The 22707-nt window shown below is 41.0% G+C and carries 21 protein-coding genes; 4 read left to right on the top strand and 17 right to left on the bottom strand.

Translation table 11 applies throughout. The features are described from left to right. Positions 1–4: 4 nt before the first annotated feature. The 5 genes from BSM4216_RS05815 to pdhA form a co-directional block, all read right to left on the bottom strand. A complete protein-coding gene (locus BSM4216_RS05815) occupies positions 5–262 on the bottom strand; it encodes a hypothetical protein (protein ID WP_048623065.1) in 258 nt (85 codons plus the stop codon). Between the two features lie 155 nt (positions 263–417). Continuing rightward, the gene (gene lpdA / locus BSM4216_RS05810; RefSeq protein WP_048623064.1) at positions 418–1827 is read right to left on the bottom strand and encodes a dihydrolipoyl dehydrogenase; all 1410 of its coding nucleotides are present in this window, start codon (positions 1825–1827) and stop codon (positions 418–420) included. A gap of 5 nt (positions 1828–1832) precedes the next feature. Then, the gene (locus tag BSM4216_RS05805; RefSeq protein WP_003354410.1) at positions 1833–3137 is read right to left on the bottom strand and encodes a dihydrolipoamide acetyltransferase family protein; all 1305 of its coding nucleotides are present in this window, start codon (positions 3135–3137) and stop codon (positions 1833–1835) included. Positions 3138–3211: 74 nt separating this feature from the next. Continuing rightward, entirely contained in the window at positions 3212–4189 is a 978-nt protein-coding gene (locus BSM4216_RS05800) for an alpha-ketoacid dehydrogenase subunit beta (RefSeq protein WP_003354409.1), read from the bottom strand. A 3-nt stretch (positions 4190–4192) separates the two neighbouring features. After that, complete coding sequence (gene pdhA, locus BSM4216_RS05795; protein WP_040341479.1) at positions 4193–5308, bottom strand: pyruvate dehydrogenase (acetyl-transferring) E1 component subunit alpha; 1116 nt, start codon at positions 5306–5308, stop codon at positions 4193–4195. Between the two features lie 613 nt (positions 5309–5921). Here pdhA and def point away from each other — a divergent pair. Then, a complete protein-coding gene (gene def / locus BSM4216_RS05790) occupies positions 5922–6476 on the top strand; it encodes a peptide deformylase (protein WP_003354407.1) in 555 nt (184 codons plus the stop codon). 182 nt (positions 6477–6658) lie between these two features. Here def and BSM4216_RS05785 read toward each other — a convergent pair whose 3' ends face one another. Beyond that, positions 6659–7429, bottom strand: coding sequence for a Cof-type HAD-IIB family hydrolase (locus BSM4216_RS05785; protein ID WP_048623063.1), 771 nt, complete (start codon positions 7427–7429; stop codon positions 6659–6661). A 470-nt stretch (positions 7430–7899) separates the two neighbouring features. Here BSM4216_RS05785 and BSM4216_RS05780 point away from each other — a divergent pair, with 470 nt between their 5' ends. Next, positions 7900–8106 carry a DNA-dependent RNA polymerase subunit epsilon gene (locus BSM4216_RS05780; protein WP_003354403.1) on the top strand — a complete coding sequence of 69 codons (207 nt, stop codon included), beginning with the start codon at positions 7900–7902 and terminating at the stop codon, positions 8104–8106. Between the two features lie 6 nt (positions 8107–8112). Beyond that, entirely contained in the window at positions 8113–9780 is a 1668-nt protein-coding gene (gene rnjA, locus BSM4216_RS05775) for a ribonuclease J1 (protein WP_003354402.1), read from the top strand. Between the two features lie 128 nt (positions 9781–9908). Here the strand turns inward: rnjA and BSM4216_RS05770 are convergent, their stop codons facing one another. Together BSM4216_RS05770 and BSM4216_RS05765 are read right to left on the bottom strand one after the other, a co-directional pair. Then, positions 9909–10922, bottom strand: coding sequence for a cytochrome d ubiquinol oxidase subunit II (locus BSM4216_RS05770; protein WP_048623062.1), 1014 nt, complete (start codon positions 10920–10922; stop codon positions 9909–9911). Positions 10923–11118: 196 nt separating this feature from the next. Then, the gene (locus tag BSM4216_RS05765) at positions 11119–12456 is read right to left on the bottom strand and encodes a cytochrome ubiquinol oxidase subunit I (RefSeq protein ID WP_082142266.1); all 1338 of its coding nucleotides are present in this window, start codon (positions 12454–12456) and stop codon (positions 11119–11121) included. Positions 12457–12787: 331 nt separating this feature from the next. On the opposite strand from BSM4216_RS05765, the gene BSM4216_RS05760 reads away from it, so the two are divergent. Continuing rightward, entirely contained in the window at positions 12788–14149 is a 1362-nt protein-coding gene (locus tag BSM4216_RS05760; protein ID WP_048622333.1) for an IS1182 family transposase, read from the top strand. A gap of 327 nt (positions 14150–14476) precedes the next feature. Here the strand turns inward: BSM4216_RS05760 and BSM4216_RS05755 are convergent, their stop codons facing one another. The 9 genes from BSM4216_RS05755 to BSM4216_RS05720 form a co-directional block, all read right to left on the bottom strand. After that, positions 14477–14932: a TlpA family protein disulfide reductase gene (locus BSM4216_RS05755; protein WP_048623061.1), complete on the bottom strand. Its 456-nt coding sequence runs from the start codon at positions 14930–14932 to the stop codon at positions 14477–14479. A 217-nt stretch (positions 14933–15149) separates the two neighbouring features. Next, positions 15150–15701, bottom strand: a complete 552-nt coding sequence (locus BSM4216_RS05750; protein ID WP_048623060.1) for a peroxiredoxin — start codon at positions 15699–15701, stop codon at positions 15150–15152. A gap of 1085 nt (positions 15702–16786) precedes the next feature. Continuing rightward, positions 16787–17917 carry an N-acetyldiaminopimelate deacetylase gene (locus tag BSM4216_RS05745; RefSeq protein ID WP_048624415.1) on the bottom strand — a complete coding sequence of 377 codons (1131 nt, stop codon included), beginning with the start codon at positions 17915–17917 and terminating at the stop codon, positions 16787–16789. 117 nt (positions 17918–18034) lie between these two features. Beyond that, positions 18035–18745, bottom strand: a complete 711-nt coding sequence (gene dapD, locus BSM4216_RS05740) for a 2,3,4,5-tetrahydropyridine-2,6-dicarboxylate N-acetyltransferase (RefSeq protein ID WP_048623059.1) — start codon at positions 18743–18745, stop codon at positions 18035–18037. A 139-nt stretch (positions 18746–18884) separates the two neighbouring features. Beyond that, positions 18885–19775, bottom strand: coding sequence for a transcriptional regulator CcpC (locus tag BSM4216_RS05735; RefSeq protein WP_003354395.1), 891 nt, complete (start codon positions 19773–19775; stop codon positions 18885–18887). Between the two features lie 44 nt (positions 19776–19819). Next, the gene (locus BSM4216_RS05730) at positions 19820–21310 is read right to left on the bottom strand and encodes an MDR family MFS transporter (RefSeq protein ID WP_048624414.1); all 1491 of its coding nucleotides are present in this window, start codon (positions 21308–21310) and stop codon (positions 19820–19822) included. 134 nt (positions 21311–21444) lie between these two features. Next, the gene (cbpB, locus tag BSM4216_RS05725) at positions 21445–21891 is read right to left on the bottom strand and encodes a cyclic-di-AMP-binding protein CbpB (RefSeq protein ID WP_048623058.1); all 447 of its coding nucleotides are present in this window, start codon (positions 21889–21891) and stop codon (positions 21445–21447) included. A 201-nt stretch (positions 21892–22092) separates the two neighbouring features. After that, positions 22093–22239, bottom strand: coding sequence for a hypothetical protein (locus BSM4216_RS16675; RefSeq protein ID WP_155814574.1), 147 nt, complete (start codon positions 22237–22239; stop codon positions 22093–22095). Positions 22240–22366: 127 nt separating this feature from the next. Continuing rightward, positions 22367–22618 (bottom strand): YkuJ family protein, encoded by a 252-nt coding sequence (locus BSM4216_RS05720; RefSeq protein ID WP_003354390.1) that lies wholly within the window; start codon positions 22616–22618, stop codon positions 22367–22369. Between the last annotated feature and the right edge of the window lie 89 nt (positions 22619–22707).

The raw sequence follows: 22707 nt of genomic DNA, 5'->3' as shown, positions 1-22707 counted from the left end.
TGTTTCATAGTGTAAAAGGAGTTTGAAACACTATATCCAGAGCATATTGGATAAGCACAAATGCCGTTAGACTAGAGATTGTAACTAATATCACATTCTTATTGGAAGGAATAAATTTTTTCGCCACTAAAATCCCCAAATAGAGAAAAACCAAAAACATCAACCATTGAAAGCGAGCACGGTCACCTTCAGACAACCATGCCGCTAACATGTAACCGCTCCAAATGATTAATTGCAGCAAAAAAACGAAATAAAATGCCATGTTCGTCCACTCTTTTCTGTTACATACTGATACTTACGCCCTCTCGACTGTATTACTTTATTATATGAACGGAAAAACGATATTTCATTAAAACCTCTAGAAAAAAGAGAAAACCCTCAGCACATTGAACCGTGCTAAGGGTTTATCCGAACAGGTTATCTGACAATATGAATTGGTGTGCCTAAAGCCACTTCTGCAGCTTCCATCGTAATTTCCCCTAATGTCGGGTGAGCGTGAATAGTCATGGCAATATCTTCTGCTGTTACACCAGCTTCAATCGCCAATCCTAATTCAGCAATCATATCCGAAGCTCCAGGTCCCGCAATTTGAGCACCAATGACAAGACCGTCTTCTTTGCGGGTAATTAATTTCAAGAATCCATCCGTGCTGTCAAGCGACAGAGCCCGTCCATTTGCTGCAAACGGGAATTTAGCGGCCACAATTTCGATTCCTTCGTCTTTCGCTTGTTGTTCAGTATATCCTACTGTTGCTAGTTCGGGATCCGAGAATACAACTGCAGGAATAGCTAAGTAGTCAATTTCATCCGGCTGTCCAGCAATAGCTGCAGCTGCTATTTTTCCTTCATAAGAAGCTTTATGTGCAAGCTGTGGCCCCGGAACGATATCTCCGATAGCATAAATGTTTGGAACATTAGTACGACATTGTTTGTCAATTTTGATAAGACCTTTTTCTGTTAATTCAATGCCGACTTGCTCAAGTCCTAATTCATCCGTATTAGGTCTGCGGCCCACTGTTACAAGTACGTAATCAGCTTCTATCGTTTTTTCTTCTCCCTTTACTTCATACGTAACTACGACGCCATCTTCTTTTTCTTCGACACCTTTTGCCAACGCATTTGTAAAAATTTCAGCACCTTTTTTCTTCAAATTGCGTTTGACAATGGAAGACATTTGTTTTTCGAAATTAGGAAGAATTTCGTCGCCGCCTTCAAGAATCGTCACTTTTGTTCCAAAGTTGGCAAATGCGTTTCCAAGTTCCGTTCCGATGTATCCTCCGCCGATGACAACCAATTTTTCAGGAACTTCTTCAAGTGCAAGGGCTCCAGTAGAATTTAACACGCGTTTTGAAAATTTGAAAGCCGGAATTTCGATCGGACGAGAACCTGTTGCGATAATCGCATTTTTAAATGTATATGTTTGGGCTGATTTCTCGTCCATCACCCGAACAGTGTGCGCATCGACAAAATACACTTCACCTTTTACAATCTCAACCTTATTTGCTTTTAAAAGGGTTGAAACGCCGCCCGTTAATTTTTTGACAACGCTTCCCTTCCAAGATTGTACTTTGGAAAAGTCAACTGTCACATTTTCCGCTTTAATTCCAAGAGAATCGGAATGCAGCGCATCATGATAACGGTGGCTGGCTGAAATCAGCGCTTTTGAAGGAATACAGCCGACGTTTAAACATACGCCCCCGACATGCTCTTTCTCAACGATGGTTACTTTTTGCCCTAATTGAGCAGCGCGGATTGCAGCGACGTACCCCCCAGGACCTGCGCCGATGACAATAGTGTCTGTTTCGATTGGGAAATCTCCTACTACCATTTTGATTACGCCTCCATTAGTAATAATTCTGGATCGTTCAATAGACGCTTCAGATGATTCAGCGCATATTGAGCGGTAGCTCCATCAATCATACGATGATCGAAGCTCAATGATAATGCTAACACAGGTGCGGCTACAATTTCACCATTTTTAACTACAGGTTTTTCAGAAATTCTTCCAATTCCTAAAATAGCTACTTCTGGATGATTGATAACAGGCGTAAACCATTGTCCTCCAGCAGAACCGATATTCGTGATTGTGCAAGAGGCTCCTCTCATTTCATCTGGAGAAAGTTTTCCTTCACGGGCTTTTGTAGCAAGTTCTTGTATTTCAGCAGAAATAGCAAATATCGATTTACGATCCGCATGTTTTACAACCGGGACAAGCAAGCCGCGTTCTGTATCAGCTGCAATACCGATATTGTAATAATGTTTATGGATGATTTCCCCTGCTTCATCGTCAAGAGATGTATTTAAAGCTGGAAATTCACGCAATGTGCTCACGAGTGCTTTAACTACATATGGAAGGAATGTAAGCTTGATATTCTTTTCAGCTGCCACTTCCTTGAATTTTTTGCGGTGAGCAACAAGTTTGGTTACATCTACCTCATCCATTAAAGTCACATGTGGAGCAGTATGTTTGGAATTAACCATCGCTTTTGCAATCGCCTTGCGAATTCCACTCATTTTTTCGCGAGTTTCAGGGAATTCTCCTTCCAAAACGACGGTTTGGGCAGGAGCGGCTGCTTCGACAGCTTTTTCTTCTGTTGTCGTTTGTTCTGAAACTGCAGGTTGTGCTCCTCCGCTTAAGAATTGATCGATATCTTCTTTCAATACGCGTCCATTTTTACCGGAACCAGTTACTTGACGAATATCCACGCCTTTTTCACGAGCATATTTACGAACGGATGGCATCGCGATTACACGACGATCGGAATCCACTTTTTCAGGTTGGCCAGCAGGCTGAGGAGCCTCTTGTTTTGCTGCTGCTTCTTGTACGTTTTGAGATTTTTCGGCAGGAGTTTCTTCTTTTGATCCTTGATTTTCTTCTGCGGCATTGTCATCGCTGTAACCTTCCGCATCAAATGTGATTAATACATCTCCAACAACCGCAACATTTCCTTCTTCAACAAGGATTTCTTTTACCGTTCCATCCACCGGAGAAGGAATTTCAACCACTGCTTTGTCGTTTTGCACTTCACAAAGTACGTCGTCTTCACTTACTTTATCTCCAGGTTTCACATACCATTTAACGATTTCACCTTCGTGAATCCCTTCACCAATATCCGGTAATTTAAATTGAAATGCCAATGTATTCACCCTCCTAAAAATTGTCTAGTTCCGTAAAAGAGGGGAGCATAACCCATCCTCATAACGGTCATCCATTAAAATTCGAGCACTTTTTTAGCAGTTTCGACAATGTCTTTAAAGTTCGGCAACCATACCGATTCGGCTTGTGAAAAAGGATATACAGTATCCGGAGCAGTTACACGAAGAACAGGAGCTTCCAAGCTGAGAATAGCTCTTTCATTAATTTCCGCTACAACATTTGCAGCTATACCTGCTTGTTTTTGTGCCTCTTGAACAACAATCGCCCGATTTGTCTTTTCAACGGAAGCCACTATCGTTTCCACATCAAGAGGGCTGACCGTTCTTAAATCAACTACTTCTGCAGAGTATCCTTCTTTTTCTAGTTCTTCAGCAGCTTTTAATGCTTCATGTACCATTGCTCCATAAGCGATGATGGAAATGTCTTTTCCTTCACGCTTCACATCTGCTTTCCCAAGCGGAATCGTATATTCACCCTCAGGAACTTCTTGACGGAAAGAGCGATACAATTTCATATGTTCCAAGAATATGACTGGATCATTATCACGAATGGCTGAGATTAAGAGCCCTTTCGCTTCATAAGGTGTGGAAGGGATCACCACTTTCAGACCAGGTTGTTGGGCTACCAGCCCTTCTAAACTGTCTGCGTGCAATTCTGGTGTATGAACGCCTCCGCCGAAAGGAGCGCGAACGGTGATAGGCATAGAAAATTTTCCGCCGGAACGGTAACGATAACGAGCCATTTGTCCGCTCAGGGAATCCATTACTTCATAGACGAATCCAAAGAATTGGATTTCAGGAACAGGACGAAATCCTTGAAGAGCAAGCCCAATGGATAAACCGCCTATTCCGGATTCCGCTAACGGTGTATCAAATACCCGTTCCTCTCCAAATTCTTTTTGAAGGCCTTCTGTCGCACGGAAAACCCCGCCATTTACGCCGACATCTTCACCAAAAACTAGAACGTTCTCATCATTCTTTAATTCCGTACGCAACGCATCATTGATGGCTTGGATCATTGTCATTTGCGGCATGGCTTACTTCGACTCCTTTTCTTTATATAATTCATATTGTTCTTTTAAGTTATAAGGAAGCTCTTCGTACATAATAGAAATCAAATCGGTCACTTTTTGTTTTGGAGCTTCGTCAGCTTTTTTAATGGCAGCTTTAATTTCTTCTTTTGCTTTTTCGATTGTTTCATTTTCCATTTCTTCGTTCCATAATCCCTTGCCTTCAAGGAACTTGCGGAAACGTACAATCGGATCTTTTCTTTCCCATTCTGTATCTAGTTCAGATGAACGATAACGAGTTGGGTCGTCACCTGACATTGTATGAGGTCCGAAACGATAACAAATCGTCTCAATCAGTGTCGGTCCTTCTCCGTTAACGGCACGTTCTCTTGCATCACGCACAGCCGCATAAACAGCCAATGGATCCATTCCGTCCACTTGAATGCTTGGGATTCCTGCCGCAACCCCTTTTTGAGCTATGGTTTTAGCTGCTGTTTGTTTTTCTCTTGGCGTAGAAATCGCAAATTGGTTGTTTTGAACAATAAAGATAGCTGGTGCTTTGAACGCGCCCGCAAAGTTGATTCCTTCATAGAAATCCCCTTGTGAGGAACCTCCGTCACCTGTATATGTAACAGCTACAGCTTTTTCTCCTCTTTTTTTCAATCCAAGTGCAATTCCTGCCGTTTGTACATATTGAGCACCGATAATAATTTGTGGAGGAAGTGCACGAACTCCTTCAGGCATTTGTCCTCCCATATAATGTCCGCGAGACCATAGGAACGCTTGTGATAACGGAACACCATGCCATACAATCTGCGGTACATCACGATATCCAGGGGCAATCCAGTCTTCTTTTTCGAGAGCAAAATGGGAAGCAATTTGAGAAGCTTCCTGACCTGCCGTAGGAGCATAAAAGCCCAGCCGGCCTTGACGGTTTAAAGAAATGGAACGTTGGTCCAAAATGCGTGTAAATACCATCCGCCGCATCAGCTCTTGAAGCTGTTCATCCGTTAATTCAGGAAGCGCTGCTTCGTTAACGACCTTTCCTTCTTCATTTAAAATTTGAAACATTTCAAATTGATCTTCTATCGCTTTTATCTTCTTCTTCACATCAAGTGGTGCCTTGTTTGCTTTAGCACTCATTCGTGTCACCTCTTCCTTTCTTCCATAACAATGTTCATATTTAGTAACAGAATACCCCCAAATAACAGTTCCTAACCCCGACGATGACGATGGTTATGAGTGAATCTGCCTAAGTATGAAAAAGCACCGCAAACTGTACCATTCATTTTCCGTATTTTCATTAGTACAATTTTCATTTTACGAACCTAGTTTAAACCTTTTTTCTTTAAAAAGTCAAACAAAATAGCAGTTTTTCTTTCATTATTTCTTTCTGTATTATTCAAATATAATAATCTGTTTTATAAACACGGTTCGTTTAAATCTTTCTGTTATATAGAAGTAATACGGCGTTGTTTCCGGTTCAAAATCAGCTGTTGTACACTTCTTCCTCATTTCTGCCCATATATGGAGCCAAGGAAGAAATCTGGTTTCACTAGAAGCGTATACTGGTTTTAGAGGTCATTTATCGACAGTGAGCGTTTATTAAATTATAATTGGTTGATTCGACCATTGAGAATTTAGAAGTATGGATAGAAATCGCTTTTCGCGCGGGACAAAACCATTAACAAATGAATGATCATTTGTTAGACTTAATTACGGCAGTTGTAAATTTCTGTCGAAAGGAGGAATTTTCATGATAACCATGAAAGATATCATTCGTGATGGACACCCAACTTTGCGAAAAGTCGCTGAGGAAGTTTCACTGCCGCCGTCCGATGAAGATAAAAAAATACTAGAGAGTTTAATCGAGTATTTAAAAAATAGCCAAGATCCGGAAATCGCCGAACGATACGGATTAAGGCCAGGCATTGGACTAGCAGCGCCGCAAATCAACGTTTCCAAAAGAATGATTGCTGTCCATGTGGAAGACGAAAATGAAAAACTTTACAGCTATGCGCTTTTTAATCCGAAAATTATAAGCCATTCAGTGGAAAGAGCGTATTTAGCTTCAGGAGAAGGCTGTTTATCAGTAGATAAACCGATTCCGGGCTATGTACCTCGATATGCAAGAGTGACTGTAAAAGGGTATGACTCGGAAGGAAATGAAATCAAATTACGGTTAAAAGGTCTACCGGCAATTGTTTTTCAGCATGAAATTGATCATCTTAACGGTATCATGTTTTACGATCATATTAATAAAGAAAATCCATTTGCACCTATTGACAATGCAGTAGCAATTACGCGCTGAAAAAATAAGATCAATCGTTACTGTTCAAATCAAAAGAAATTTCCGTTTAGAAAAACAGTCAAATTGTCAAAAGGCCAACCCTTTCCATGAAGACTGCGGATCATTTTTCATCCATAGCCAAAATGGAAAGGGTACAACCTTTTTTTAGAGGTCGACGTCAGTCGCCGTTTGGGAAAGATGATTTAAATAAGCTGCAACCTTTTTAATCCTTCATAAATTCCATCCTCGGCCACATCTTTCGTGACGATATCCGCTTGTTTTTTTACAGGAGGCAATGCATTTCCCATGGCAACGCCCGTGCCTACTGTTTGAAGCATTTCGATATCATTCAATCCATCACCGAACGCATAAACGTCTTCAATACGAAAGCCAAGCTTTGCGATCAACTTTTTAATCCCTTCCGCTTTAGAACCGCCTGCAGGTAGTACATCCACTGAATACTCATGCCAGCGGATAAAACGAAAGTCGGGAAAACGTTCTTCGTAATAAGCCTCCTCACCAGGTTCGCAAAACAATAGCGCCTGGTAGATATCATGATTTCGATAATAATGAGGACTGTATTCCGGATGTGAAAATTTCAATGTGCCCAAGCTTTCTTCTATATAGCGATGATGGTGTATATTCGACTTCATCGTTTTGTCAGTCATAAATACGAGCGGATGATTTCTGCCATTTGCCTCTTTTTCCAACCGTTCCATCTGGTCAACAGAAAAAGGCCGATGATAGATCACTTCGTTTTCAAACACAACATACTGGCCATTAAAACTGACAAAAGATTCGATTTCTAATTCTTCCCTTAAATTGGCAAACATAAACGGAGCCCGCCCGGTTGCTATCGCAGTGTACACCCCGCTTTGCTTTAACAACTGAATCGCTTTTTTCGTATTTTCGGGTAGTTTTTTTTCATGGTCCAACAATGTGCCGTCTATGTCAAAAAAGACTATTTTACTCATCACTCAAACTCCTCACATAGAATCATTACTTGATGGTTAAGGTAAACTACAAGCACCATTTTGTCAAATAGGTTAAATGTTCCAACACGGGCAATGCAAATTTTTCGGTCAATTCCATATACTATCAACAGTATATAAACCAATGTGGGAGAGACGTAAATGACAATGCTGGCCATCTTAAGGGCGGCTTTTCCTTTGGACAAGTTTGTAGTACAATAAAGGCAAGGGAGTGATCCACTATGTTAAAGAAGCTTAAAAAAAAGCTCCTAAAACAGTGGAAAGACCTATTACGCAAAAAGTCTATCGCTTAGTTTTTGGCACCGCCCTTCTCTTTTGGGAGGGCTATCTTTATGAACAGTTTTTTTGTGTAAATTATTGGAAATGATTTAGCGCTATGAAAATGCATGAAAAAGTTAATAACTTTTTATATAATAGAAAAAGTTACTAAAAACGGCAAAGGAGTGAGTACATTGATTTACAAAGTTTACTATCAAGAATCAAACACGGAGGTTCCAACTCGCGAAAATACAGTCGCTTTGTTTATAGAAGCAGACTCTGAAAGGGATGTACGCCAAAAATTAAAAGATCGCCCCATCAGTATCGAATATATTCAGCCGCTGGAAGGGGCCTATTTGGAATATGAAAAACAAAGAGAAGACTTCAAGGTGGAGAAATAGACATATATGAAATTTGTAAAAAATGATCAAGCAGCCGTTTTTGCCTTAGGAGGATTGGGCGAAATCGGAAAAAACACTTATGGCGTACAGTTTCAAGATGAAATCATCCTTATCGATGCCGGAATCAAATTCCCGGAAGACGAACTGCTGGGAATTGACTACGTCATTCCGGATTACAGCTATTTAGTCAAAAATGAAGATAAGATTAAAGGTTTATTTATTACCCACGGCCATGAAGATCACATCGGTGGCATCCCCTATCTTCTGCGGCAGGTCAATGTTCCGATTTACGGAGGAAAATTGGCTCTTGGTTTAATTCGAAATAAACTGGAAGAACATGGTCTATTAAGACAAGCGAAACTGCACGAAATTCGCGAAGATGACGTGATTAAATTTCGCAAAACGTCTGTCACCTTTTTCCGGACAACACACAGCATTCCGGATTCATATGGAATTGTTGTTAAAACGCCTCCTGGGAATATCGTTCATACGGGAGATTTCAAATTCGACTTTACTCCCGTCGGTGAACCTGCCAACTTAACCAAAATGGCGGAAATCGGAAAAGAAGGCGTTTTATGCCTGCTATCGGACAGCACAAACAGTGAAGTACCTGAATTTACAATGTCGGAACGGCGGGTAGGAGAAAGCATTGAGGCTATTTTCCGAAAAGTAAAAGGCCGGATTATTTTTGCCACATTCGCTTCAAATATTCACCGTCTCCAACAGGTAACTGAAGCAGCGGTTCAAAACGACAGGAAAATTGCCGTTTTTGGAAGAAGCATGGAATCGGCTATTGAAATCGGGCAAGAGCTTGGCTACATTCGCTGTCCGAAAGATACATTTGTTGACACTCAAACGCTTAATCGCCTGCCTGCCCATAAAGTCACCATACTTTGTACGGGAAGCCAAGGAGAGCCGATGGCTGCTCTTTCAAGAATCGCCAATGGAACCCATCGGCAAATTCAAATTCAGCCAGGAGATACGGTCGTATTCTCCTCTTCGCCAATACCGGGTAATACGATCAGCATTAACCGCACCATCAATTTGCTTTATCGAGCAGGTGCCGATGTGATTCACGGTTCCTTAAATAATATTCACACGTCCGGGCATGGCGGACAGGAGGAGCAAAAATTAATGCTCCGCCTTATTAAACCGAAATTTTTCATGCCGATCCACGGTGAATATCGGATGCAAAAAATGCATGCAAGACTGGCAATGGATTGTGGTATTCCGGAAGAAAATTGCTTCCTAATGGACAACGGTGATGTATTGGCTCTTGGAAAAAATTCGGCAACGATCGCAGGAAAAATCCCTTCTGGCTCCATCTATATTGATGGAAGCGGAATCGGAGACATCGGAAATATCGTATTAAGAGATCGCCGAATTTTATCGGAAGAAGGTTTAGTCATTGTCGTTGTCAGCATCAATATGAAAGAATTTAAAATCGCTGCTGGACCTGATATCATCTCACGCGGATTCGTCTATATGCGAGAATCCGGTGATCTTATCAACGAAGCTCAAGCGATGATCACGAAGCATATCAACAAAATGTTGGAACGAAAAACTTCTCAATGGTCGGAAATAAAAAACGAAATTACCGACACCTTGGCACCGTTCTTATATGAAAAAACGAAACGGCGCCCAATGATCCTTCCAATTATTATGGAAGTTTAAAACAAGCAAAACCTCCTTAGAAAAAAGGAGGTTTTTGCTTGTTTTAAAGGGCTCTGGACATTGTTCTGAGTCTCATTAAAAGCCAGTACAACGATTCTTATGAATAGCATCCTTACGTTCAATCACATTCATTTTTTCCCTCTTACATAATCCGCATCGAACAAAAAAAGTCTCATAAGCAAAACTAAAGACGGGATTAAAAGCAAAAGCCCGAATATAAAAGCAACCACTAATGAGGTCCCCATTGCCGGATTGGTCACATTTTCATGCACGGTAATAAAAGGATATAAAATATACGGTAAATGTGAGACTCCATATCCAAAAAAGGCAAAGAAAAATTGCAGCATAACGAAAATAAATGCAGTGCCAAATCGTTTTTGACGGTAGATAAAATAAACAGCTGTCAGAAAGCAAATTAACGATAAGGCAAACATCCACCAATAATCAAGAGCTCTGTCATAATGAACAGGATTATGGACTTTAAGACCCCAAAATACGAGTAAGCTTGCTAAAATAGTCGGAGGGCTCCAAAAGAGAGCAAACTTTCTCAACAACGTTCTTGCCTTAAGGTCATTCGCCCGGTCGGCATAGTAAGTCAAAAATGCAGCACTGATAAAAAGAACGGAAACAATGGCTAAAAAGACAACGCTCCATGAATACGGGCTGGCAAACAGCTTATTGGCCAAAAAATGCACTTTATGATCCTTCACCTCTATAAATCCGCCTTCTGAAATAGTCAACGTCGTCGATAAAGCGGCAGGAGACAACAAGCCGGTTGCACCGTATAAAAATGAATAAACGAGGCTTCTTCGCGATCCATAATTTCCAAAAGCATAAAAAGAACCTCGAATCGCCAACAAAAGAATCGCAATGCTACCCGGAATCAACAGAGCGGTGCCATAATAATAGGCTGCCGCCGGGAAAAATCCGACTAAGCCGACAAAGAAAAATACAAAGAAAACGTTTGTCACTTCCCAAACCGGCGATAAATAACGGCTAATGAGTGTATTCATGACATGTTCCTGCTTTGTAATTTTTCCATAGAAATCAAAAAACCCTGCTCCAAAATCAACGGAAGCCACTATTAAATATCCATATAAAAACGTCCATAAAACAGTGATTCCAACGATTTCTAGGCTCATTGCTCATCCTCCTTTCCAAATTCCCTTCTACTTGCATACATAAGTCTGAATGATGAAATGTTGAATGTAACACTTTCATTCTGATAGTCCTTTAAAAGGAGTAAACACACTGTATTCTCCCTTCATATTTGCCTCTTAGAATAGACTTTGTCGATCAGCTGTCCATTTCGGAAACAATCAAACTCCAACGCTGAAACTATTTCGGATCTACATAAGGGAATCGCCGTTCCAATTCCACTTCTGCCGGATTATTTTTAAACATTTTACTCAGGACAAAACAGCACATAATGGTCAAAATGAAATACAAAATCGCAAACAATGTAAATGCCAGACCCACTCCATTTCCTTTTGTGGCCGCATCTGCCACTTTCATATACCCTCTTAAAATCCACGGCTGCCGACCTACTTCATCTAACATCCATCCTAGTTCGATGGCCAGCACCGCCAACGGACCGGAAGCCACGATCGCCCACAACAGCCATTTATTCCACTCTTTTTTCTTAAAGGCCCATAAGAGAATATATAGAGCAGAAACAGCTGTAAGAAAAACACCAATTGCAACCATCAAATCAAACATATAGTGAATAATCAGCGGCGGTCTTTCATCTTTCGGAAAATCATTCAACCCAATTACTTTCGTATCAACAGAATTTCCGGAAAAAAAACTTAACATCTTTGGAATGCGAATTTCATAATGGACATCATGATGGCGATCCAATGAACCAAACATGATTAAATCGGCACCTGTTTCCGTATTAAAATGCCATTCTGCCGCCGCCAATTTTTCAGGCTGCCGGTGCGCTAAAAATTTAGCCGATAAATCTCCCGCCAACGCCGTAAAAATAGAGAAAACAAGCGTGCATACCATGGTCATCCGCAGCGCCTTCTTTTCATATTCCCCCCTTCTTCCTCGCAAAATAGCAAAAGCGCTGATTGCGGCTAAAATCACTGCGCATGTAACATAACCGGACGATATCACATGCAGTACTTTGGAAGGTGTAGCAGGGTTAAACATCGCTTCGATCGGATTAATATTCACCGTTTTTCCGTTTTTTAATTCAAATCCTTGCGGTGTATTCATAAATGAATTTACAGTCGTGATAAAAAGTGCCGAAGAAGAAGATCCCACCATCACTGGTATGGAAAGCAGCCAATGATAAATACGGTTTTTAAAGCGATCCCACGTGTAAAGATAAATGCCTAGAAAGATCGCTTCAAAAAAGAAAGCGAACGTTTCCATAAACAGCGGAAGTGCTATCACCTGGCCGGCGACTTCCATAAATGAAGGCCATAGCATGGATAATTGCAAGCCTATAGCCGTACCTGTCACAACGCCAACGGCAACAGAGATCGTAAATCCTCTCGCCCAACGGCGCGCGAGCAGCAAAAAGTGAGGATCCTTTCGTTTGATTCCGATTAACTCGGCTAAGGAAATCATCACAGGCACGCCCACGCCTAACGTTGCAAAGACAATATGAAAGGAAAGCGTCATTCCAGTTAATAGACGGCTCAACATGACGTTATCAAATACCACTTTGACCCCTCCCTACTACATGTATGGCAACCTTACCAGCCAGATTGCCATCCTATGATTTTCATCATGTTGGAAATTCATTTTCCATACGATCCGCTTTCTTTTTATATCTTTCCCAAATAAGCTCAAGCAAACCATAAAATCATACTGTGACGAGAAAAAACTCCCCTTTCTGTTGGCAAAGAGAACAAACAAAAAATACATTCAAAATTCATAATAAAAACCGATCTAGTAAGATCGGTTCAGACTGTCGACAAATCCGAAAAAATCGGATTTGCCGACAGTCTTTTTTTGTATAATTAAGATACCGTAATGAATTGAGGTGGATGAAGTGCTAACAAAAAATACACAGATGAATCGTGATCAAATAGAAATGATAGCTTTAGACCAACTTGTACCTGCAGATCATTTGGTTCGTAAAATCGACGCTGCTATTGATTTTTCATTTATCTATTCGCTTGTTCAAGACATGTATTCATCGGAAAGAGGTCGACCAAGTATTGATCCAGTTGTATTGATTAAAATGGCTTTCATCCAATATACCTTCGGTATTCGTTCCATGCGAAAAACTATAGAGGAAATCGAAACGAATCTGGCTTACCGTTGGTTTCTTGGATTTGGTTTTTATGATAAGGTACCTCACTTTTCAACGTTTGGGAAAAACTACGAGCGACGCTTTAAGGATACAGACTTATTTGAACAGATATTCTATCGCATTTTGAAAGAAGCTGCAGATAAGAAGCTGATAAGCAGTGAGCATGTCTTTATTGATTCTACTCATGTCAAAGCGAGTGCGAATAAGCATAAATTTGAGAAGAAAGTGGTTCGAAAAGAAACGAAAGCCTATCAAGCACGTCTACAAGATGAGATAAATGCTGATCGAGAAGCACATGGAAAAAAGCCATTTCCTCCAGATAAATTTGGGAAAGAAGAATATAAAGAAATAAAAGAAAGTACCACTGATCCGGAAAGTGGTTACTACGTAAAAGACGAGCGAACAAAACAGTTTGCTTACTCATTCCATGCTGCTGCGGATCGAAATGGCTTTGTTTTGGGGGCTATTGTAACGCCAGGGAATATTCATGACAGTTCCGTATTGGAGCCACTTCTTGAAAAAGTCATAGAAAAACATGGAAAACCGGTTGTAGTTGCTGCTGACGCTGGATATAAAACTCCCGCCGTTGCCCAATACATATTTGAAAATGATATGACCCCTGCTTTACCTTATACTCGCCCTCGTACAAAGGATGGTTATTTCAAAAAACATGAGTATGTTTACGATGAATACTACGATTGTTATCTTTGTCCGCAAGGACAAGTGTTAAAATATGCAACTACGACGAAGGAAGGCTATCGTCAATATTTTTCTGATCCAGTCCAGTGTAAAGATTGTCCATTCCTTTCGAAGTGCACCCAAAGTAAGGAGCATAAAAAACTGATTCAGCGACATGTATGGGAATTTTATTTAGAGGAAGCTGATCATCTTCGGCATACACAAGAGAATAAGAGCATTTATGCAAGACGGAAAGAAACCATTGAACGTGTTTTTGCTGATGCAAAGGAAAAGCATGGTATGCGTTGGACAACCTTAAGAGGTCTAAAAAAATTGTCCATGCAGGCGATGCTAACTTTTGCTGCAATGAATTTGAAAAAGATGGCTTGCTGGACATGGAAAAGTCCAGCAATAACATAAAATAGACCCCTGGAGGGGTCTATTCCAAACATTTGAAAGCATAAAAGTGACAAAAGGCATCCGAAAGCGCACATTCGGATGCCTTTTGTCTACACTCTGAACCGATCTAGTAAGATCGGTTAGTGTGCCGATGCATTTTTCCTTTCAATATATATGAATCATTATTCGGAATATTCAGTCTAAAAAAATAAACAGGTTGTCGATATAGCCGACAACCTGTTTAAAATTTTTGAGCATGCAAGTACAGAACAACTGTCGCAAAATGCCCGATTGGTTCTATTGACCTAAGTGAAGATGAAACTTTACATTAATGATCATAGCTTCACTTTATTTGCTTTTTTCGGATTCTTCCAATACGCGATTCACGCGTTTTTCAAGCATTTTCATCCCACTTCCGCCAGCTTGGAAATGACGGAGTTTTCCTTCTTTATCAAATACATAATAAGCCGGTACGTATTGGTTTTGAAATGCATCTGTCAATTTATGTTCGTTATCAACAAAAATAGGCTGTGTAATTCCATGTTGTTCAGCCACTTCCTTAATTTGATCGATATCCAAATCTTTCTCGGAACGAGGCATATGGACAGCCACAACGTTTAATTTATCTTTATAACGGTCACGGAATTCGTTTACTTGGGGCATGGCTTCTTTACAAATATGACAGCTTACAGACCAAAAATGGATTAAAGTAGGTTTTTTACCTACAAGTTGGTCTCTTGACACCTGTCCGTTGAGCCAAGTCGTTGCACCGGTTAATTCCGGCATCGGTTCACGCAATTTCATGGATATATTCCTCCTTATTCATTTTGAAAAAAGGCCTAACGACTTCGGTTAGGCCTCCTTCCAATCACGATCCTGCTTCCCATTTGCAAATCATTCCTCTTACTTAGAAACCCCCGGCTGTCGTTTCCAATCTACCGGAAGAATTCAAGCTAGAGAGATGTTCAGACGAATGGGGAAAGCTGGATATACTCTCTTATAAGCTAATCGAAAGCTAAGCTTATTTTACTTCCAAAGTAGCTTGACCTGGTTTCCAGTTTGCAGGGCACAATCCACCCGTTTGAAGTGCTTGAAGCACACGGAGTACTTCATCGACGTCACGGCCGATATTGTTATGATGAACTACTTGATATTGAAGTTCACCTTCAGGATTGATGATGAAGAGACCGCGAAGAGCGACACCTTCTTCTTCGATTAGAACACCATAATCACGAGCTACTTTATGGTTATGGTCAGCTGCAAGTGGGTATTTGATTTCTCCAATTCCGTTTTCGGAACGATCAGTATTGATCCAAGCTAAGTGGGTATGAACGGTATCAGTAGAAGCACCGATTACAACAGCATCCAGATCTTCAAATTCATCATAGCGGTCAGAAATGGCTGTAATTTCTGTTGGGCAAACAAATGTGAAGTCCATTGGGTAGAAGAATAAAACAGTCCATTTGCCATTTTTCATGTTTTCTTCCAAGCTAACTTTTCCAAATTCTTTGTTTGGCAATACTGCTTCCATTTCAAAACGCGGAGCTTGCTTCCCTACTAAACGTTCTGCCATGATACAGATCCCTCCATTTGATTTTAATATATAGTTTATTGAGAAAGTAACGAAGATATTCTCAATTACTTTCTCTTGATTACACTTGTCATTATAATAAATAATACATTGCTAGTCAATTAAAATAAGTATAAAAAAGAAATAATTTTAATCAGAAGAAATTCTCCTTTTTTATTGTGTCCCATTAAAAGGAAAACTACTACGATTGGAATTGATTACTATTTTCATTTTAAGTTTACCATGTTTTTTTAGCGGAACAAAATATTATGCCTTTCATTTCAAAAGAAGCTTTTTTAACCATCATGATACGGAAGCACTTCTGTATAAACTTGAAAATGGAATGTTAAAAATACGCCTTCATTTAATCGAGTAGGAGGGAGCGATTAACTCCCGTCCTCTCACACCACCGTACGTACGGTTCCGTATACGGCGGTTCAATTAAGATAATTGACGCAAGTCTTTATAACTTCCGTGAATAGCTGTTCTCTTTATGCCAGTGGTCACTCCACCCTCCAAGAGGTCTCCCACGGGATTCACCGCTTCCTCCCTCAAGTGAGGTACTACGTTTTCTGTGTTCATCATGACTCACTGAATACCAAGGGCTATTCTCTCTTAATTGTTCGGTCCTTCTTAGTTGTTCTAGACCAACTAATACTATGACCTCTGCTGACTTCTGACGGTTCAGCTACTTATCACTAAGTAGGTTATGAAGAGTACTTCACATATCCGCCAGACCTCCCCGGGTAAGTACATGCACTTTCACACCATCTATCCGCCTCATTTACTCGATATGACCTTCGACAGAAAGAGCTTTGTTTTGTTATGCAAACTCACTCAATCATACCTAGCCTTATATGAGGTTCGTGTTCCTCGGACCGGTGTTTTGCCTCCAGCTTCCTTCAGATTCCGCGTCACCACGGACACCCTTGCTCTTGGCTAACCTCTACTTCTGTCTTCGGGGTTCGGGACTTACACCCTATAGTTCATGTACATGCCGGGCGCACATAGAAAAGGGCGGCGCTGCCAACAGCAGACGCACGCCCTATTGCAAATCCGTTCCATTCGTTTTTATGATCCGTCGAATTTCATTCGCGGTTTGACAAACTGGTCAAGTAAGAGGTGATAGCTTGAATACCGGTTTCAATCGCCTTTTCATCAGGATTTAACTTAGAATGGTGAAGTCCATAAGGCGAACCAACTCCCAACCAAAACATAAACCCGGGAATTTCTTTCAGCATATAGCCAAAATCTTCACCTGTCATCGCTTCACGACAAGGAACAAATGTGATATCCTCTTGCTTTTCCAAGAAACGAATAAAATCGCTGGTCAGCTCAGGATCATTGTTCACTTGATAATAACGACAACCATAATCTATCGATGCCTCGCAATCAAACGCAATCTCGATGCCATGCAGAATCGCTTCAATCCGTTCTTTTACTTTTTCCATCGCTTCCGGAGAAAGGGTACGAATGGTTCCTTCCAATCGAGCCGTTTCAGCAATAGCGTTTTGAACGGTGCCGGCAGTCATTTTCCCTATAGTAACGACAGCGCTGTCAAGCGGATCTACATTTCTAGATACGATCGATTGCAGCTGTGTGACAAGATGGGCTGACGCTATCACCATATCCTTTGTTTTATGAGGATAGGCAGCATGCCCCCCTTTTCCTTTTAAATCAATATACAATTCCGACGTATTGGCAAATAGCAGTCCTTCTTTAAGTGCAATCGTACCGGCCGGATATTCGGGGGCTATATGAAGGGCAAAAATCATGTCGGGTCTCCACTTTTTCATTTGTTCGCTCTCCATCATCGGCAAAGCCCCGCCCGGTCCTTCTTCAGCAGGCTGAAACAGAAAAACAAGATCATCACGGACAGGATGATGAACAAAATGCGTTAACACACCAAGGGCAATACTCATATGAACGTCATGACCGCAAGCATGCATACGCCCTGGATGTGTGGATCGAAAAGGCAAACCCGTTTCTTCCTCGATGGGGAGCCCGTCCATATCTGTTCGATAGCCAATCGTTTTTTCAGGTTTTAATCCTTTTATTTTTACAAAAATTCCGGTTCTCCATGTTTCTATTTCCATTCGTTCTTGCGGTAATGTTTGAAGATACTCAAGCAAATATTTCTGCGTTTTTACTTCTTGAAAACCAAGCTCTGGAATTTGGTGTAAATCACGGCGTATTTGAATAAACTGGCTGATAGCCATGCGATTTCTCCCTTTCTTTCCTTTTTTCCGTAAACGGCGGAACGTAGAAAGTTCATCCGCTTCCTTTAATGAAAAACTACAAACAAGCGTGGATGTTGGCATCCACGCTGATTCACATTATAAATTCCGAAGTTCCTGCATAATTTCTGTTTTGGATTTTGTCTTTTCATCAATTTCTTTGATCACTCTTGCAGGAGCACCAGCCACCACCGTATTAGGCGGAACATCTTTTGTTACGATCGCACCGGCTGCTACGACCGAACCTTTTCCGACAGTTACACCCTCCAAAATAACCGCATTAGCGCCAACAAGCACATCATCTTCAATAATGACAGGTTTTGCAGAAGGAGGTTCAATTACACCTGCAAGAACGGCACCTGCTCCTATATGGCAGTTTTTCCCGACAGTCGCACGTCCTCCAAGAACCGCATTCATATCAATCATCGTTCCTTCGCCGATAACGGAGCCAATATTAATGACGGCACCCATCATGATGACGGCCCCATCGCCGATTTCCACTTGATCGCGGATAATGGCACCAGGTTCGATACGTGCATTGATTCCTTTTAAATCAATTAGAGGCAAAGCAGAATTGCGGCGATCATTTTCGATTACATAATCGTCAATGCGATCTTCATTGTTTTGAATCGCTTGTGAAATTTCCGCCCATTCGCCGAACACTACACCTGTATTGCCGTTAATAAAGGTTTTGGCAGAAGGACCAAAGTCGATTCCATCTAAATTTCCTTTTATATAAACTTTTACTGGTGTAGATTTTTTGCTGTTGCTGATAAATGAAATGATCTCATGTGCGTCCAACATTTTCATAAAAAAACTCTTCCTCCTTGTCCATATTTGGAAAACCACTCAATATGTATTTTTGGCAGCGGTTGAACACAAACCGCCGTAAAAGCAGATGAACGTTTGATACTACTTTAGCAAAGGAAAGTCCTTAGTACAAGAGATTTTATTCAAAACTTGTCGACTGCTCTGCCAAATAATCATTGACTACTTCCACAAAAGCCTCCACCTGTCTTAGTTCAAAGGCGGAATCATATCCCATTAGCCAAGTATCCCTCGCCATTGGCAGCCCATGTTCATCGTGAAGAGGAATTTTATAAAAATCTGATTCCCACTGATGAAGCGTGATCGCAGGGAGAATCGCATAGCCGATCCCGTTAAACGTCATCTGCTTGCACGTTTCGATTTGGTCGACAATAATCGTTCGTTTTGGGGCCATTTGAAACTGACGATGCCACCAATTCTGGATTTCTTGATAATAGTTGGAGTCGCTTTTAAATTGGATAAACGGCCTGTCAGTTTCCAATACTTCTTCGACTCGGCGAATTTCCTTGTCAACCAGGTAAAGCCTGTCCTTGAATAAATGAATTTTTCGGCTTTTCCAATCGGGTGTTCCGCGAAGGATGCCTATATGCACTTCTCCTTCATAAAGCGCCTTCGCTATTTCGCTGCTCCATCCCGTCATCAACGAAATCTTGGCATGAGGATACTTTTCGACAAATTGCTTTAATACTTTCGGAAGCCAATTTTGCCCTACAATGGAGGCACAGGCAATTTTTAGCGTACCATGTACTTCCGATTCAAATGAATGAATTTTTTCCAGCACTTTTTCTTTTCGTTCCAGAATTTCGTTTGCAAAATCCACCACCAATTCCCCGGCAGGTGTCAAAGTCAATCCTTTTGGGGAACGGTTGAACAACCTTGTTCCCCATTCTTTTTCAATGTTCTGCAAACGCTGAGAAAGAGCGGGCTGAGATACAAACAGCCGTTCAGCCGCTTTTCGCATATTCATTTCTTGAGCCAGAACAGATAATAGTTGAAACTCCGAAAAAGACATGACCTATTTCCCTTCTGTTCGTTCTATTTCGCAAGAAATTTTCGCTATTCTTTTTTAGGCAAAAACATCACCAAAACAAAAGAGAGAAGACCGCAGAAAAAGACAACCAAAAATACAGTATGCAGGGAAGCGGACAAACCGTTTCTCAGAACGGAGACTAAACTAGACGGAATCCGGCTATTCCCGCCGTTGCCAAGCAAAGAATTAATTGAATTGATAGAAGCATATTGAGAATCTGTACGGTGTTCCAAATAACGTTGGAGGCGGCTGTTTAAAATCCCCCCCAGCAAAGCAGCACCGACTGTATTTCCAAGATTTCTCATAAACATATTGGTAGCTGTGGCGATCCCTCTTTGCTGCCATTCAACCGTGCTTTGAATGGATACAATGAAAGCGGTGGATGTTAATCCCATCCCCACTCCGACGAAAAACGAAGAGACAGCCGCCCATAACGGACCTGAGGACGATTTCATGAAAACAAAAAGCAATCCACCGATAACAAGAAAGATCCCTCCGAGCAGCGAAGTATATCGGTACCCAATTTTTAATAATAATCTTCCGGATACGGTAGAAGCAATCGGCCAACCAATGGACATGGCCGTCAAGGCAAATCCGGCAATGGTGGCATTTTCTCCCATCACACCTTGTACATACGTTGGAAGAAAAGAACTAATGCCGATCAGCATCACTCCCGTTATAAAGGAAACCACATTCGCAATAGCAATAGAAGGGACCTTCCAAATGGCAAACGGAACGAGAGGCTCTTTTGCCCGCTTTTCCTGCCAAATAAATAAGCCCAAAAAAAGGACTATTCCAAACCATATTCCGACGCTGGCATTTGAACGCCACCCAATATTCACTCCGCCTTCCACTAACAAAAACATAAAAGAGGAGATAGCGATTGTAAAGAAAATCGCCCCTAAGTAATCAATTTCGGCATTTTTCTTCTCTAAATGTTCATGAAAAAACAGCCAAATGCCAAGAAGCGATAGCACTCCCAAAGGTATGTTCATCCAAAAAACAAAATGCCAGCTGACATATTCCACCAATATTCCGCCGACAGCGGGACCGACAATGGCCGAAATACCCCAAACACTAGATAAATATCCTTGTACTTTTGCTCTTTCTTCTTTCGTATAAATATCGCCAATAATCGTATTCGCTATTGGCATGACAGCTCCTGCTCCAATACCTTGAATAAAGCGATACAAAATAAGCTGTCCCATCGACTGAGCAAACCCACACAAAGTCGATCCAATTAAAAATAAAATGATTCCTATCGAAATGATTGGTTTACGGCCTAACAGATCGGATAATTTCCCATAAATAAGAACAGTGACCGAATTCATAAGCAGATAAGCAGAAAACACCCAGCCATAGAGGGAAAATCCTCCAAGATCAGAGACAATGTCAGGCATTGCCGTTGAGACGATCGTCGATTCAACAGCACCCATGAACATCGCCAGCATAACAGCCGCAAGAACATAAGGCCGCTTTGTTTGCTTCAAACCGGAAACAGATGCTTCGCTATCCATCATCCACAACACCTCTTTTCAATCGCGAATTCCCATTCATTATTTCAATCTTCCTGAAATGAAAATGCAGCCCTATTAAACGGGGATTGGATATTTGCCAAAAAGAGAGATGCTCCCAATACCGGGAGCAGCCCTTAAAAATGATTTAATTGATCCACGTGGCGGTTTAATTGCTTTAATATGATTCTCCTCGTTAAAATGCCTTCAAAATATCCACTGTCGTCCACCGCACAAAGAAAAGGATGATCAATCAATAATCCAAGCGCCTTTTTAAAGCGATCATCAGATTTTAACGTAGGAATTTTAGAATTATATACATCTTTTACCTTTAATTGTTCGAGTCTTTCAAATTCAATCCGTTCAAGACCGAGGATTGCTTCTGTGATCATTGGAGAACTGATAAGCCCATGTAAACGAAATTGAGGATCAAGGACAGGAATTGCGGTATAACCGCTTTTTGTCAGAACTAGAAGAGCATGTTCCAAGCTGTTTTCTAACTGTACATGGGCTACTTTTTCAGAAGGAATTAAGAAATCCGAAATCTTTGTTTCTAAAAATTCTTCACTTTGGAAAGAAATCATTCCATCTCCTCCAGATAAAATTGCCGCTTTATGTAAGCGCTTGATTTCTTTTTACATTTTACCATATACCCGAATTTCTTGCTCCTAAAACACCTTGGAAAATATAAAAAAGGAATAAGCCCTTCTAAGTTCAGCAAACAAAGCACTTAAAGCACTTTATCAGTTCCGCTGCCTAAAGAACTTGACGCTCTTGCAAAACAGCTATGACCGATCCGTCGGCTTTTTAGAAGATTGATCAGACAAAATTTTACGGATTTCCGTCAATTCCTTTCTTGTTCCTGCGAGCTCCGCAGACATCAGCAGCAAAAAGAAAAGTTGGATGATTAACAAAACAATGATAAAGGTCACCGGTTTCACCCGCACTCGTTATTTATATTTTGAATTTCTGTCATTATACCAGAAATTGATTCTTTTCTACAGTATTTTGACATGAAAAATCCCCTATTGAGACCAAATCCTCAACAAGGGAACTCGATTATTGCTGCCGTTCTTCCTGAAGTAAATCAAAAATTTCAATGGCGGTCATATCGATGTCATCAAACGGATACTTTTTGGATTTACCGTCTTGATCGAACACTTCTAACTCAAACGTATCTTTATTTGGGAAATATTTAACTTGGCAAATGGTTTTACCGTTCAGTTCAAACAGCCGTTGCTGGACCTCTCCTGTCTCGCTTCCTTCTTGCAATGACTTGAGTCGTTGAATAATGCCGAGCAATTGTGACATACGCTAGGATTCCCCTTTCTAAATAAATGGTCTACTTCCGCCCGTACAAATTAGTGTAGAAAAAAAGAAACAAGAGAAATATACCATAC

Origin of the sequence: Bacillus smithii (assembly GCF_001050115.1) — a bacterium.
Taxonomy (GTDB): Bacteria; Bacillota; Bacilli; order Bacillales; family DSM-4216; genus Bacillus_O; species Bacillus_O smithii.
The sequence above is the reverse complement of the archived record's forward strand: the minus strand, read 5'-3'. Positions and strand labels throughout refer to the sequence as shown.